Genomic DNA, 12743 nt, shown 5'->3' with positions numbered 1-12743 from the left:
CCATGAAAATTCTCTCTCCCCTGGCGTTAAGCCTCGCCGCTCTGCTCACCGCCGGCTGCGGCAACGCCCTGAAAAGCGACTACCGGGCGCCGCAGGTCAACTATCCTGCGGGGTGGCAATACGCCGCCGAAAACGCCGCGCCGACGCCGTTCGACTGGCGTGATTTCCACGATCCTGAGCTCGATCGCTGGCTGCAACAGGTGATGGCGAGCAACAACGATCTGGCCGTCGCCGTGCTGCGCGTCTACCGCGCGCGGCTCGAGGCGGAACGCGTCGGCATCAGCACCGCGCCTGACGTCAGCGCCTCGTTAAGCAGCGGCATCAATCGCCCGTTGTCCGAGTCCTCCGCCTGGAATAAAACCAGCGGCGCGACTCTCTCTACGAGCTATGAAATCGATCTGTGGGGCAAACTGGCGCGCCAGCGCGACGCCGCCGAGTGGGCCGGCCAGGCTTCCGAGCAGGATCTGCGAACGGCGCGGCTGACGCTGCTGGCCGACGCCGCCACCAACTACTGGCGCATCGGTTTTCTCAATCAGCAGATCGGCGTCAGCCAGGCGAGCATCGCGTATGCCAAAACGACGCTGCGGCTGGCCAACGCCCGTTATCAGGCCGGCAGCATCTCAGCGCTGGACGTGGTGAACGCGGAACAAAACCTATTGACGCAGGAAAGCCGGCTGTTGACGCTGCAACACGATCGTCAGCAGGCGCTGAATGAACAGGCGGTGCTGCGGGGCGCGCCATCAGGCCAGGCCACTATCGCGCCCGCGCGTCTGCCGACGACGGCGATGCCGCAGATCAACACCGGCATTCCCGCCAGCGTCTTGAGCCGTCGTCCGGATCTCAACGCTAAAGAACTGCGGTTGCGCGCCGCCCTGGCCAACGTCGACGAGAAACGTCTGCAATACTATCCCGCGTTCAGCCTGACTGGCTCGCTGGGCGCCAGCAGCAGCGCGCTGCTGGAATTCCTGCGCAACCCGACGGGCAGCCTCGGCGCCGGCCTGACGATGCCGTTCCTGCAATGGCGACAAATGGGCGTGGAGATCAAGATCGCCCGCAACGACTATGAACAGCTGGTGCTGGAGTTCAGGCAGGCGCTGTACAAGGCGATGGGCGATGTGAACAACGCCCTGTCGCTGCGCGCGCAACTGCTGGCGCAAGAGACACAGCTGCAGGCCTCGCTGGCGCTGGCGCGCAAATCGGAACGGCTGAACGAAGTGCGTTACCGGCAGGGCGCCGTCACCATAACCGACTGGTTAAACGCGCAGGAGCAACGCCGTCAGGCGGAACTGGCGGTGGACGAAAACCGCTTCGCGCAGTACCAGAATCTGGCGAAAATCTATCTGGAGTTCGGCGGTTCGTCGGCGCCCTAATCCAAACTGCCTGGCCAGTGGGTCAGGCGTTTTTTTAGCGGCGAACACATCAATTTTTCCGGTTTTATCTCCCGCACTCTCTATACTTGAAACATCACCAATTAGACGAAAAATCGTCAAATCGCACATTTATTAGACCATTCTCGCACCAAATCGGTGCAAATACTTAAGTTAAACTGCTGGATTTGATCGCCGCAAGATATAACGTTAAGCTATAGATGCAAAATAATTAGTCACCTAAATGACATAACCTTGGCATAAATGACGGTATTTTGTGATCCACATCCCAACTTAAATGTGGATAATGAATCGTCTTGAACCGCGATTCGATTAGCCTATTTGATAACTCGAAAACAACAGTGAACGGAGATTACGCTTTCACGAACAACGAATAATTCATTAAGGGATGATTATATGAAGTTAAGAAAAAAACGACATAAACCGATGCACATTAACGACATCACCATCATCGATGACAGCAAACTCAAGAAGGCGATCACCGCAGCGGCCCTGGGCAATGCGATGGAGTGGTTCGACTTCGGCGTATACGGCTTTGTCGCCTACGCACTTGGCCAGGTCTTCTTCCCCGGCGCCTCGCCCGGCGTACAAATGATCGCCGCGCTGGCGACCTTCTCCGTGCCCTTCCTGGTGCGTCCGCTCGGCGGCCTGTTCTTCGGCGCCATGGGCGACAAGTTCGGCCGGCAAAAAGTCCTCTCGGTCACCATTATCATCATGGCGGTCAGCACCTTCTGTATCGGCCTGATCCCGTCCTATGCGTCGATCGGCATCTGGGCCCCGATCCTGCTGCTGCTGGCCAAACTGGCGCAGGGCTTCTCCGTCGGCGGTGAATATTCCGGCGCGGCGATCTTCGTCGCCGAATACTCGCCGGATCGCAAACGCGGCTTTATGGGGAGCTGGCTGGATTTCGGCTCCATTGCCGGCTTTGTGATGGGTGCAGGCGTTGTGGTGCTGATCTCCAGCATCGTCGGCGAAGCTAACTTCCTCGACTGGGGCTGGCGCATTCCGTTCTTCATCGCCGCGCCGCTGGGCCTGATCGGTCTCTATTTGCGCCATGCGCTGGAAGAAACCCCGGCGTTCCAGCAGCACGTGGATAAGATGGAGAAAGAGGATCGCAACGCCATCGAAAATCCGCCGAAAACCTCGTTCAAAGAGATCGCGGCCAAACACTGGAAAAGTTTGCTGGTGTGCGTCGGTATCGTGATTTCCACCAACGTGACCTATTACATGCTGTTGACCTACATGCCGAGTTACCTGTCGCATAACCTGCACTACTCGGAGGATCACGGCGTTCTGATCATCATCGCCATCATGATCGGCATGCTGTTCGTGCAGCCGGTGATCGGCCTGACCAGCGACCGTATCGGCCGTAAGCCGTTCATCATCGGCGGCAGCATCGGCCTGTTGGCGCTGGCGATCCCGTGCTTCATTTTGATCAACAGCAACGTCATCGGCCTGATCTTCGTCGGTCTGCTGGTGCTGGCGGTGCTGCTCAACTCCTTCACCGGGGTGATGGCCTCGATTCTGCCGGCAATGTTCCCGACGCACATTCGCTACAGCGCGCTGGCGATTTCGTTCAACATTTCGGTACTGATCGCCGGTGCGACACCGACCGCCGCTGCCTGGCTGGTCGAAGCGACCGGCAACCTGTACATGCCGGCCTACTACCTGATGGTTGTGGCGGTGATCGGTCTTATCACCGGTCTGTACATGAAAGAGACCGCCAACAAGCCGCTGCGCGGCGCGACGCCGGCCGCTTCTGACCGTACCGAAGCGAAAGAACTGCTGCAGGAGACCTACGACAATATCGAACAGAAAGTCGAGGACATCAACGCGCAGATCGCCGAGCTGGAAAAGAAAAAGCAGATCCTGATAGACCAGCACCCCAAGCTAGACTGATCGCCGCTGAAAGACAAAAGCCACCCGTTTGGGTGGCTTTTTTACTTTGATTTCAAAAGAAATAATGCGCAGCGCATTTTTATGACAATCAGGATTGGTGGTACGCTTTGCCGCACACTCTTTATTGATGAAGAACATAATCATGAGCAAAATGGACCTTCCCATCATCATCGGCATCCTGGTGATGCTGACCCTGTGGCTCGGCGCGCTCTTCAACATTGGCGATATCACCTGCAGCATTTCACGTCTGTTTCACTGGATTGAAAGCCAACGCGGCTAACCCGACGCCGCCGCAGGCGGTGGAAAACTTCGGCTATGATTGATAGACGTTACGCTATTTTCCGAGACTGTCGCTCGCGATAAAGAGGACTGCATCATGACCGACTATGAGTTCTACAATCAGATCCTGACCCGGCTGGCCGCCAATCACCCCGGCACGCTGGATGAAAAAACCTACGAACTGTGGAAGCAGGACGCCACCAGCCCGCACGCCTTCGCCGATCCCTTCGCCTATCTCAAAACCAAGGGGCTGATACAAGCCTACGTGATGAGCGACATCGACGAGAACAACTATGATATCGATCCGCATCAAACGCGGATCACCACCGCCGGTCTTGAGTTCATGCGCAACGGCGGGTTTAAGTAAGCAAAAAAACCGCCGGACGGCGGTTTTTTATCCTAAAAAGCCTGCGGACCGGTGGTTCAGGCGGGGAAAGGCCGATAAAAAATGCGCAGCACTTCGTTGTCGCCTTGGCGTAAAAAACCGCCTTCCGGCTGCCAGCGCAGATCGCGCGCCAGATTGAGATTTTCCCAACCGACCGCGCCCCCCACGCCGATGCAAAGATTTTTATTGCCCGCGGCAAATCCCGCGCCGGTGCCGATCATGGCATGCAGCAAACGGGGCGCCGCCGCGTCGCGCATGGAAAATATACCGATAAAACATCCCTGCGGCGCGCGCAGCATATCCGCCATGGTGCGGATCTCGGTATCATCAGGGCTGACGAAATGTTTGTATTGCTTATCGAACACCGTCAGCCACAGCTGCTTGTATTTCGCCTTGCTGAGCGCGCCTGAACGATGAGCGCAAAGCACCACCGCATCCCAGCACATCTCCCCGCTCAACGAAAGGTACTCTTCCGTATCGGCTTGCGGCTTGTCAGCGTAATGCCGCGCAAACTCAGCCGCATTCAAATGCGGCGGCACAGCCTGTTTGGCAACGTCACTCTTGTAGCGCTTGAAATTCAACCAATGCATGGGAAGTATCCTCTTCACCCGCGAGATTAATGAATCTGAAGCCGTGGATGAGACGAGCCATCAAATCCAGAGCGTCGTCGGCGATGGCGGTTTCGTCATCATCCAGCCCCTGCTCCACCGACCGCTCAATCGCGTTCATCACCGCCGGAGCGCTGGTTTCTTCCCCCTGCGCCACCACGTCTAATACGGCTTTGCCGATCGCCAGACAAAGCTCATGATCAAACTCAACCTCTTTATACGGCTGCATAATCACCCCGATAAATTTTCACCCAAGAATACTAGACCACAATGGCGTATCGCGCCTGCCATCGTAGCGCAGCAAAGTATGCAGCCAAAGATAAATGCATCAGGCTCCGGGTTGATAGCCCGAAGCCCGATAAAGAGCAGGTTATTGCGGTGCTTGTTCGGCGGGGCGAATAATAAAACAAGTGGCGGTTGCTGAAGCCAGCAGCTTCCCTTCCGCCGTTTTGAGCGTGCCTTCAGCGAAAGCGACGTTCTTCGCCGCATAGACCAAACGCCCCTCGGCGATCAGATCAGTTTCCTTCGGCACAGGGCGCAACATTTTAACCTGCAGATCGACGGTGCCATAGCCAATCCCCGCGCCCAGCGTACTGTGCACCGCGCAACCGGTCACCGAGTCCAAAACCGTGGCGGCGAAACCGCCATGTACGCCCCCCAGTGGATTCAGATGGCGCCCGTCGGCCCGCGCCGCGATGCGGATATACCCCTCTTCCACCGCGACCGGTTTCATGGGCACGGTTTCAGCGATCGAGGCCGGCGGGATCTTGCCAGCCATCGCAGCCTGTAATAACGCCAGCCCGGTCATTTTTGTCGGATCCATTGCTCTCTCCTCTGGTGGTAAACCGGTTATATAGGAGAGGTCTGACCTCTTAACTTGCTTTTTCGTGCTGATGTCGTCAGCCGCCTGCTCTTCAGATCCTCTGAACGTGACCGTCATCACTCTTTAGAGCTAATAACCACAATTTTTTAGCGCCTTTAGATTTAAAACAACTTTCTACTGTAAACACCGCCGGAAACTGAACGCAGTTAAGTTCAACATTATTAAGGCGTATCTATCATGGATTTCTTTCTGCAATTAGCGGTTATATTGGCATGCCTGCTGTATGGGGCGCGTAAGGGCGGCATTGCGCTGGGGTTACTGGGCGGTATCGGTTTGATGATCCTGGTGTTTGGCTTTCACCTGCAGCCCGGCAAACCGCCGGTAGACGTGATGCTGGTGATCATCGCGGTGGTGGCGGCCTCCGCCACCCTGCAGGCCTCAGGCGGGTTGGACGTCATGCTGCAGATCGCCGAGCGGATGCTGCGGCGCAACCCGCGTTATGTCTCGATCATCGCCCCCTTCGTCACCTGTATTCTCACTATCCTGTGCGGCACCGGCCATGTGGTGTACACCATCTTGCCGATCATCTATGACGTGGCGATCAAAAACAATATCCGCCCGGAACGGCCGATGGCGGCCAGTTCGATCGGCGCGCAGATGGGCATTATCGCCAGCCCGGTGTCGGTGGCGGTGGTGTCACTGGTGGCGATGCTCAGCAGCTACACCTTCAATGGCCGCCATCTGGAATTCCTCGATCTGCTGTCTATCACCATCCCTTCGACGCTGTGCGGCATTCTGGCGATCGGCATCTTCAGTTGGTTCCGCGGCAAAGACCTGGACAAAGACCCGGAGTTCCAGAAGTTCATCTCGGTGCCGGAAAACCATCGCTACGTCTACGGCGACGCCGCTACCCTGCTGGACCGGGTATTGCCGCGCAGCAACTGGATCGCCATGTGGATTTTCCTCGCCACCATCGCCCTGGTGGCGGTGCTGGGAGCCTTTTCCGGCCTGCGGCCCAGCTTCGGCGGCAAGCCGCTCTCCATGGTTCTGGTGATCCAGATGTGCATGCTGATGGCCGGGGCGTTGATCGTTATCATCACCCGCACCAACCCGGCGTCTATCTCTAAAAACGAGGTATTCCGTTCCGGCATGATCGCCATCGTGGCGGTGTATGGTGTTGCCTGGATGGCGGAAACCATGTTCGGCGCGCACCTGGCGCAGATCGAGGCCACACTGGGTGTGTTGGTGAAAGAGTACCCTTGGGCCTATGCGCTGATCCTGCTGCTGGTGTCGAAATTCGTCAACTCGCAGGCCGCCGCACTGGCGGCGCTGGTGCCGGTGGCGCTGGCGATCGGGGTTAACCCTGCCTATATCGTCGCTTCGGCGCCGGCCTGTTACGGTTATTACATTCTGCCAACCTACCCCAGCGATCTGGCGGCAATCCAGTTCGATCGCTCCGGCACCACCCGCATCGGCCGCTTCGTGATCAACCACAGCTTTATTCTGCCCGGCCTGATCGGCGTCAGCGTCTCCTGCGTCTTCGGCTGGATCCTCGCTGCGGCGTTCGGTTTCTTATGAATTGTACTTCGGAGCCCTGCGGGGCTCCCTGCAAGCTGGATGACAATCCATGGGTATAAGGCATGACAAGACAGGAAGGAATGCGGGGATAATGCAAATTACAGAAACAAAAAAACCGCCTCTCGGCGGTCTACGACATTACTACTTATTGCTTTGATTATTCGGTATTTTCGTTCCCTGGTACCCGGGGCGGGACTTGAACCCGCACAGCCATAAGCCGAGGGATTTTAAATCCCTTGTGTCTACCGATTTCACCACCCGGGCTCGGGAAAGTTGGAGGCGCGTTCCGGAGTCGAACCGGACTGGACGGATTTGCAATCCGCTACATAACCGCTTTGTTAACGCGCCTTTATTCTGTTTGCCTTTTCAGGCCAAAGCCGGTGATTCACCCACTTCGTTTTGTTCTTTTTAACCGCGATGTTGAAATCGCATATCTTAATCATCTGATTCTTAAGTAATTTATTTCGTTACCGCCGAATCGATGGACTGCATTATGGACTAAACCCCCCACCTTGGCAACCCCCCGAAATAGCAAAAAGTTCTCTAACGCTTTCAACTGCTTATTTTGTGGGCGCACTGTTCACAATGCCAACGGAAAGGCAAGCGGAATGTTGATTTTATATGCATCGGCTCGGGGATTCACGGGCAAATCGGATCTTTTTTCTCGACATGAATCGCTTACGCACCTCTCTCCGGCTTTTCACCTGCTTATGATGATGGGATATCATGCAAAACCTCATCATGGGAGACATCGCGCAATCTCCGCCGCCCTGAACGGCCAACGTAACTGCAAAGCTGGAGACTGACGTCAGGTTTTCCAGCGCACGATGGGTCGGCATCAATCCCCCCACAAAGCACCGGCACGATGCCCAATCAAATGTGCCTGTTTTCGCCGTTCAACGGGGCATCCTACGGCAGGAAAACGACAGGAGAGATAGGGACAATAGTCGATGCAGGAAGATGCAGACAGGTTTCGCCGGACGGCAAAGGAATAAAAAACGAAAAAGGGGCCGAAGCCCCTTTCTCTTACCTGCCGAATCGCGGGGATCCAACAGGCCAATATTTGGAGCGGGAAACGAGGCTCGAACTCGCGACCTCAACCTTGGCAAGGTTGCGCTCTACCAACTGAGCTATTCCCGCGTTACCAGAACTGACTGATTTCTTTGCCATCTTTCGGCAATTCATCGTTGTCGTCTGATGCGATGCATTCTACTTACCTGACGTGATGAGTCAATAAAATTGTTGGCTCACCACGATCGTTTGCCGATTTTTGCAGCGTATCGATCACGGTTCCAGCAAATCGTTGCGTGCCGCGTTCAAATATTGGAACATCGACCAGAAAGTCAGCACCGCTGCGATATACAATAAGCCAATCGCCACATACTCTACGGAGCGATCCGGCCGCCACAGCAAGCCCACCAGTGACATCATCTGCGCCATGGTTTTCACTTTGCCTATCCAGGACACCGCCACGCTGCTGCGTTTGCCAATTTCTGCCATCCACTCGCGCAGCGACGAAATGATGATTTCACGGGCGATCATGGTGGCCGCCGGCAGCGTGATCCACCAGCTGTGGTAATGTTCCGCCACCAGCACCAGCGCCACCGCCACCATCACTTTATCCGCGACCGGATCCAAAAACGCTCCGAAGCGCGTCGTTTGTTTCCAGCGACGTGCCAGGAAGCCGTCAAACCAGTCGGTGACGGCGGCAAACACAAAGATAACGGCGCAAACCATCGGAGCCCAGTTGAACGGCAGATAAAACGCCAGCACAAAGAATGGGATCAGAACTACGCGAAACAGGGTAAGCCAAGTCGGTATATTCAATTGCATAATGCTACGGTAACTATCTGGCTAGAGTGGAAATTAAGAGTATGTTGCTACATTGCCCTCAGTGTTTCAATGCATTGTAGATCTTTTCTGCCAATGCTTGTGAAATACCCGGCACTTTTGCAATTTCCTCCACGCTGGCGTTCAACAAAGGTTGCAGTCCGCCCATATACTTCAACAGCACCTGGCGCCGTTTCGGCCCTACGCCTTCAATCAGCTCCAATGCGCTGGTATTTCTGACTTTCGCCCTTCTCTGCCGGTGACCGGTAATGGCATGATTGTGCGAATCGTCGCGGATGTGTTGGATCACATGCAGCGCCGGCGAATCCGGCGGCAGAGAAATCCCTTCACCTTCCGGGACGAAGAACAACGTTTCCAACCCTGCCTTGCGGTCGGCACCTTTGGCGATGCCGATCAGCAGCGGCTTATTCTTGTCCCAGGTAACATTCAGCGATTTGAATACGTCGATCGCCATGCCGAGCTGCCCTTTACCGCCGTCGATAAAGATGACATCCGGGATCTTTTTCTCTTCCAGCGCTTTGCCGTAACGGCGCTTCAGCACCTGCGTCATCGCCGCGTAGTCATCGCCAGGAGTGATGCCGCTGATATTGTAACGCCGATACTCCGCTCGCACGGGGCCGTTTCCGTCGAACACCACGCACGAAGCCACGGTCTGCTCACCCATGGTATGGCTGATATCGAAGCACTCCATACGGTTGATTTCCGTCAGGTTCAGCACTTTGGCCAACTCCGCCAGCCGCTGATGGATCGTCGACTGTTGCGACAGCTTGGTGGTCAACGCCGTTGCCGCGTTGGTGCGCGCCAGTTTCAGATAACGGGCGCGATCGCCGCGCGGTTTGCTTTGGATTTGGATCTTGCGCCCCGCCAACTCGGAAAGCGATTCCGCAAGCAGGTCTTTTTCCGGCAGACTGAAATCCAGCAAGATCTCGCCGGGCAGCGTACGCGCCTGGCTGCCTTGCAGATAGAACTGGCCGACAAAGGTCTGCACCACCTCGCCCATATCCGTGCCGCCCGGCACTTTAGGGAAATAGCTGCGGCTGCCCAGCACCTTGCCCTGACGGATGAACAGCACGTGCAGGCACGCCATACCGGCATCGAACGCCACGCCGATCACGTCCAGATCGTCGCTGTCGCCCGACACGAACTGCCGTTCGGTAACGCGGCGCACGGCCTGAATTTGATCGCGAATGCGCGCCGCCTCTTCGAAATTAAGCAGTTTGCTGGCTTCTTCCATACGCTCAATCAGCTGGTGCAATACCTGCTGATCTTTGCCAGAAAGAAACAGCCGCACGTAGTCCACCTGCTGCCGGTACTCTTCTTCGCTCACCAGGCCGGCAACACAAGGCCCCAGACAGCGGCCGATCTGATACTGCAGGCACGGACGCGAACGGTTGCGATACACGCTGTTTTCGCACTGGCGGATTGGGAACAGCTTCTGCAGCAGCGCCAGCGTTTCGCGCACGGCGTAAGAGTTGGGGAAAGGCCCGAAGTATTCGCCTTTGGCGTGTTTGGCGCCGCGATGCACCGCCAAACGGGGATGGGTATCCGCACTGAGAAAAATCAGCGGATAAGATTTATCGTCTCGCAAAAGAACATTATATCGCGGTTGGTACAATTTAATGTAGTTATGTTCCAACAACAGCGCTTCTGTCTCAGTATGGGTAACCGTTACGTCTATTTGCGCGATATTTTTAACCAGCGTCTCGGTTTTACGGCTGCTGACCTGCTGCCGAAAATAGCTGGCGAGACGCTTTTTCAGGTCTTTGGCTTTACCGACGTAGATCACCGTACCCGTGGCGTCGTACATACGGTAGACGCCGGGCTGGCTGGTGACGGTACTCAGGAAGGCTTTGGCATCAAAACGGTCATTCACTGCTTAACAACGTCTCCGCATTGAACAATCCATGTCGGATGGCCAGGTGAGTCAATTCAACGTCGCCGCTGATATTCAGTTTGCTGAACATGCGGTAACGGTAGCTGTTCACCGTTTTCGGGCTGAGACTCAGTTGCTCCGAGATCTCATTCACTTTTTTGCCTTTGGTGATCATCAACATGATCTGTAACTCGCGTTCAGACAAGCAGCTGAACGGCGTTTCAGCCTGCGGTTCCAACTGACTCAGGGCCATCTGCTGGGCGATATCAGACGCGATATAGAGCTGCCCGGCATGCACGGAACGCAAGGCGTTAATCACTTCCTGCGGCGCGGCGCCCTTGCTCAGGTAACCGGCGGCACCCGCCTGCATCACCTTCGCGGGCAAAGGATTTTCAGTATGGATGGTCAACATGATGACTTTGACGTCGGGTGCATAACGCACAATCTTGCGCGTGGCTTCCAGCCCGCCAATGCCCGGCATATTCATGTCCATCAGCACGATATCGACAGCGTTGCCACGGCACCATTTTACGGCGTCTTCACCGCACTGAGCCTCACCGACAACTTTTATACCTTTGATATCTTCAAGAATGCGTCGTATCCCTGCGCGCACCAGTTCGTGGTCATCAACAAGAAGAACGCTAATCAAGGAAAAATCTCCAAAAAAAGGGAGTAACGCAATCGGCCTCTGTTTTCGCCAGAGATATTACTTGTTTTTCAGACAAGAATGAACACAGATTAATACATACTTCCGAATAACTTTGCGGAGCAGAGCTGATTTTTCAATTTTAGCCGTCTATGCCGCCGATAAATCGTCACGTCGGAAAAGATCGGGCGACGAAAATAATTTCGTCGCGCTGCGTCTGACACAGGATAGCGCGACAATCATGCCGCGAGGGAGAAATCTGTGTAAGCAATCACGACATGAATAATATTAACACGGCTGTTGGCTGTTTGTAATCATTTGATATTTAAAGGCGTAACAAAATCCGCGGCTGACGCGGGTCTGGCAACCCACGGTCGAAACTATTATTCCCGGCAAACGTCGGTAAAATCGGCGCCTCCGCCCCCAATAATTATAATAACCCCGATTGTTCAACAATAACGTACCGGAAAAATACTTGTTAACCACCTCGAAATAACTTGCCGAGAGTAGATGATTCAGACAGGCAATGAGCGAACGTTGCCCACTTGCGTGACCTGAGCAAGCCCGGTGCAGATGGCAGACTCATGCTATGCTATACTCCGCGCCCAGTTAAATTCGCCGCCGCGCCAGGGGCTAATTTTTAGCCCGCGCGCGGTGCGCCAAAGCAGCTTGTATCAGGCTACGGCCTCAGAAAATCAGGAGAGAAAATGAGCAACGTTGATTTCACTACGTCTGCAAACCCGGAAATCTTGGCGACCGAAGTTGCCTGCCTCAAAGCTACGCTGACGCTGATCTTGAAGTCGATCGGCCAGGCCGACGCCGGGAAAGTCATCATCAACATGGAACGTTTCATCGCGCAGATTGAAGATCCGACCCAGGCAGAAATCTTCAAGAACAGCATTCAGCAAATCAAGCACGCTTACCGTCAGTAAGCGTTGCGCCCCAGACCCGCACTTCTTGTGGGTCTGCTTTTCACCACGCTACGCCACACCCCATTGATCTTGCACGTGCTTTCGGGCAGTGTGTTGACTTTCTCCCCCACACCCGAGACCGTTATGGGCATCCTTGTCAAAGCGCTGATCGGCGCGCTGGTCGTGGTTCTGATCGGCCTGTTGGCCAAAACGCGCAACTATTATATCGCCGGTTTAGTCCCGCTCTTTCCCACTTTCGCCCTGATTGCGCATTACATTGTCGGCAGCGAACGTTCAATTGCGGCACTGAAAACGACGCTGATTTTCGGCATGTGGGCGGTATTGCCCTACCTGGTGTATTTGATTTCGCTGTATTTCCTGATTAACAGTCTGCGGCTGTCGTTAGCGCTGGGTGCGGCGGTACTGTGCTGGATTGCGGCGGCGTGGCTATTAATTACGCTGTGGGGATGGTGGCAAGGGCATTAACGCCCTTGCCTGAGCT

Annotated in this window: 13 protein-coding genes and 3 tRNA genes; 7 read left to right on the top strand and 9 right to left on the bottom strand. The window is 55.4% G+C overall.

What is annotated here, in order from left to right; all coding sequences use genetic code 11:
• Positions 1 to 2: 2 nt before the first annotated feature.
• The 4 genes from IT763_RS08595 (at position 3) to IT763_RS08580 (ending at position 3933) form a co-directional block, all read left to right on the top strand.
• Positions 3 to 1370, top strand: coding sequence for a TolC family protein (locus tag IT763_RS08595; protein ID WP_206195338.1), 1368 nt, complete (start codon positions 3 to 5; stop codon positions 1368 to 1370).
• A 414-nt stretch (positions 1371 to 1784) separates the two neighbouring features.
• A complete protein-coding gene (proP, locus tag IT763_RS08590; RefSeq protein ID WP_004927916.1) occupies positions 1785 to 3287 on the top strand; it encodes a glycine betaine/L-proline transporter ProP in 1503 nt (500 codons plus the stop codon).
• Positions 3288 to 3429: 142 nt separating this feature from the next.
• The gene (locus tag IT763_RS08585; protein WP_162531381.1) at positions 3430 to 3567 is read left to right on the top strand and encodes a hypothetical protein; all 138 of its coding nucleotides are present in this window, start codon (positions 3430 to 3432) and stop codon (positions 3565 to 3567) included.
• 96 nt (positions 3568 to 3663) lie between these two features.
• Positions 3664 to 3933: a hypothetical protein gene (locus IT763_RS08580; protein ID WP_016928237.1), complete on the top strand. Its 270-nt coding sequence runs from the start codon at positions 3664 to 3666 to the stop codon at positions 3931 to 3933.
• Positions 3934 to 3989: 56 nt separating this feature from the next.
• Here IT763_RS08580 and IT763_RS08575 read toward each other — a convergent pair whose 3' ends face one another.
• From IT763_RS08575 to IT763_RS08565, 3 genes are all read right to left on the bottom strand, one after another.
• Entirely contained in the window at positions 3990 to 4541 is a 552-nt protein-coding gene (locus tag IT763_RS08575) for a hypothetical protein (protein ID WP_004927924.1), read from the bottom strand.
• Positions 4507 to 4788: a hypothetical protein gene (locus tag IT763_RS08570; protein ID WP_016928239.1), complete on the bottom strand. Its 282-nt coding sequence runs from the start codon at positions 4786 to 4788 to the stop codon at positions 4507 to 4509. Before IT763_RS08570 ends, IT763_RS08575 begins: the two co-directional genes overlap by 35 nt.
• A 141-nt stretch (positions 4789 to 4929) precedes the next feature.
• On the bottom strand, positions 4930 to 5499 hold the full coding sequence (locus IT763_RS08565; protein ID WP_241005494.1) for a PaaI family thioesterase: 570 nt from the start codon (positions 5497 to 5499) through the stop codon (positions 4930 to 4932).
• Between the two features lie 120 nt (positions 5500 to 5619).
• Between IT763_RS08565 and IT763_RS08560 the strand changes: the two genes are divergently transcribed.
• Positions 5620 to 6960, top strand: a complete 1341-nt coding sequence (locus IT763_RS08560) for an anaerobic C4-dicarboxylate transporter (RefSeq protein WP_004927934.1) — start codon at positions 5620 to 5622, stop codon at positions 6958 to 6960.
• Between the two features lie 178 nt (positions 6961 to 7138).
• On the opposite strand, the gene IT763_RS08555 is transcribed toward IT763_RS08560, so the two are convergent.
• From IT763_RS08555 to uvrY, 6 genes are all read right to left on the bottom strand, one after another.
• A tRNA-Leu gene (locus IT763_RS08555) sits at positions 7139 to 7224 on the bottom strand.
• Positions 7225 to 7234: 10 nt separating this feature from the next.
• Positions 7235 to 7308 (bottom strand) — tRNA-Cys (locus tag IT763_RS08550).
• A gap of 716 nt (positions 7309 to 8024) precedes the next feature.
• Positions 8025 to 8100, bottom strand: a tRNA-Gly gene (locus tag IT763_RS08545).
• Between the two features lie 144 nt (positions 8101 to 8244).
• The gene (gene pgsA, locus IT763_RS08540) at positions 8245 to 8793 is read right to left on the bottom strand and encodes a CDP-diacylglycerol--glycerol-3-phosphate 3-phosphatidyltransferase (protein ID WP_004927937.1); all 549 of its coding nucleotides are present in this window, start codon (positions 8791 to 8793) and stop codon (positions 8245 to 8247) included.
• Between the two features lie 58 nt (positions 8794 to 8851).
• Positions 8852 to 10684: an excinuclease ABC subunit UvrC gene (gene uvrC, locus IT763_RS08535; RefSeq protein ID WP_004927940.1), complete on the bottom strand. Its 1833-nt coding sequence runs from the start codon at positions 10682 to 10684 to the stop codon at positions 8852 to 8854.
• Positions 10677 to 11333, bottom strand: a complete 657-nt coding sequence (gene uvrY / locus IT763_RS08530) for a UvrY/SirA/GacA family response regulator transcription factor (RefSeq protein ID WP_206195337.1) — start codon at positions 11331 to 11333, stop codon at positions 10677 to 10679. Before uvrY ends, uvrC begins: the two co-directional genes overlap by 8 nt.
• A 704-nt stretch (positions 11334 to 12037) precedes the next feature.
• Here uvrY and IT763_RS08525 point away from each other — a divergent pair.
• Positions 12038 to 12262 carry a DUF2594 family protein gene (locus IT763_RS08525; RefSeq protein WP_004927950.1) on the top strand — a complete coding sequence of 75 codons (225 nt, stop codon included), beginning with the start codon at positions 12038 to 12040 and terminating at the stop codon, positions 12260 to 12262.
• 123 nt (positions 12263 to 12385) lie between these two features.
• On the top strand, positions 12386 to 12727 hold the full coding sequence (locus IT763_RS08520) for a GlpM family protein (RefSeq protein WP_016928244.1): 342 nt from the start codon (positions 12386 to 12388) through the stop codon (positions 12725 to 12727).
• The last annotated feature ends 16 nt before the right edge of the window (positions 12728 to 12743 follow it).

It is taken from the genome of Serratia sp. CMO1 (assembly GCF_015689115.1).
Classification (GTDB): domain Bacteria; phylum Pseudomonadota; class Gammaproteobacteria; order Enterobacterales; family Enterobacteriaceae; genus Serratia; species Serratia marcescens.
The sequence above is the reverse complement of the archived record's forward strand: the minus strand, read 5'-3'. Positions and strand labels throughout refer to the sequence as shown.

What these genes read in the sequence shown, in the direction of transcription:
- pgsA (WP_004927937.1), bottom strand. Translation starts at nt 8,793, where the DNA reads ATGCAATTGAATATACCGACTTGGCTTACCCTGTTTCGCGTAGTTCTG.
- IT763_RS08570 (WP_016928239.1), bottom strand. Translation starts at nt 4,788, where the DNA reads ATGCAGCCGTATAAAGAGGTTGAGTTTGATCATGAGCTTTGTCTGGCG.
- IT763_RS08580 (WP_016928237.1), top strand. Translation starts at nt 3,664, where the DNA reads ATGACCGACTATGAGTTCTACAATCAGATCCTGACCCGGCTGGCCGCC.
- IT763_RS08565 (WP_241005494.1), bottom strand. Translation starts at nt 5,499, where the DNA reads ATGACGGTCACGTTCAGAGGATCTGAAGAGCAGGCGGCTGACGACATC.
- IT763_RS08575 (WP_004927924.1), bottom strand. Translation starts at nt 4,541, where the DNA reads ATGCATTGGTTGAATTTCAAGCGCTACAAGAGTGACGTTGCCAAACAG.
- IT763_RS08585 (WP_162531381.1), top strand. Translation starts at nt 3,430, where the DNA reads ATGAGCAAAATGGACCTTCCCATCATCATCGGCATCCTGGTGATGCTG.
- proP (WP_004927916.1), top strand. Translation starts at nt 1,785, where the DNA reads ATGAAGTTAAGAAAAAAACGACATAAACCGATGCACATTAACGACATC.
- IT763_RS08595 (WP_206195338.1), top strand. Translation starts at nt 3, where the DNA reads ATGAAAATTCTCTCTCCCCTGGCGTTAAGCCTCGCCGCTCTGCTCACC.
- IT763_RS08525 (WP_004927950.1), top strand. Translation starts at nt 12,038, where the DNA reads ATGAGCAACGTTGATTTCACTACGTCTGCAAACCCGGAAATCTTGGCG.
- IT763_RS08560 (WP_004927934.1), top strand. Translation starts at nt 5,620, where the DNA reads ATGGATTTCTTTCTGCAATTAGCGGTTATATTGGCATGCCTGCTGTAT.
- IT763_RS08520 (WP_016928244.1), top strand. Translation starts at nt 12,386, where the DNA reads ATGGGCATCCTTGTCAAAGCGCTGATCGGCGCGCTGGTCGTGGTTCTG.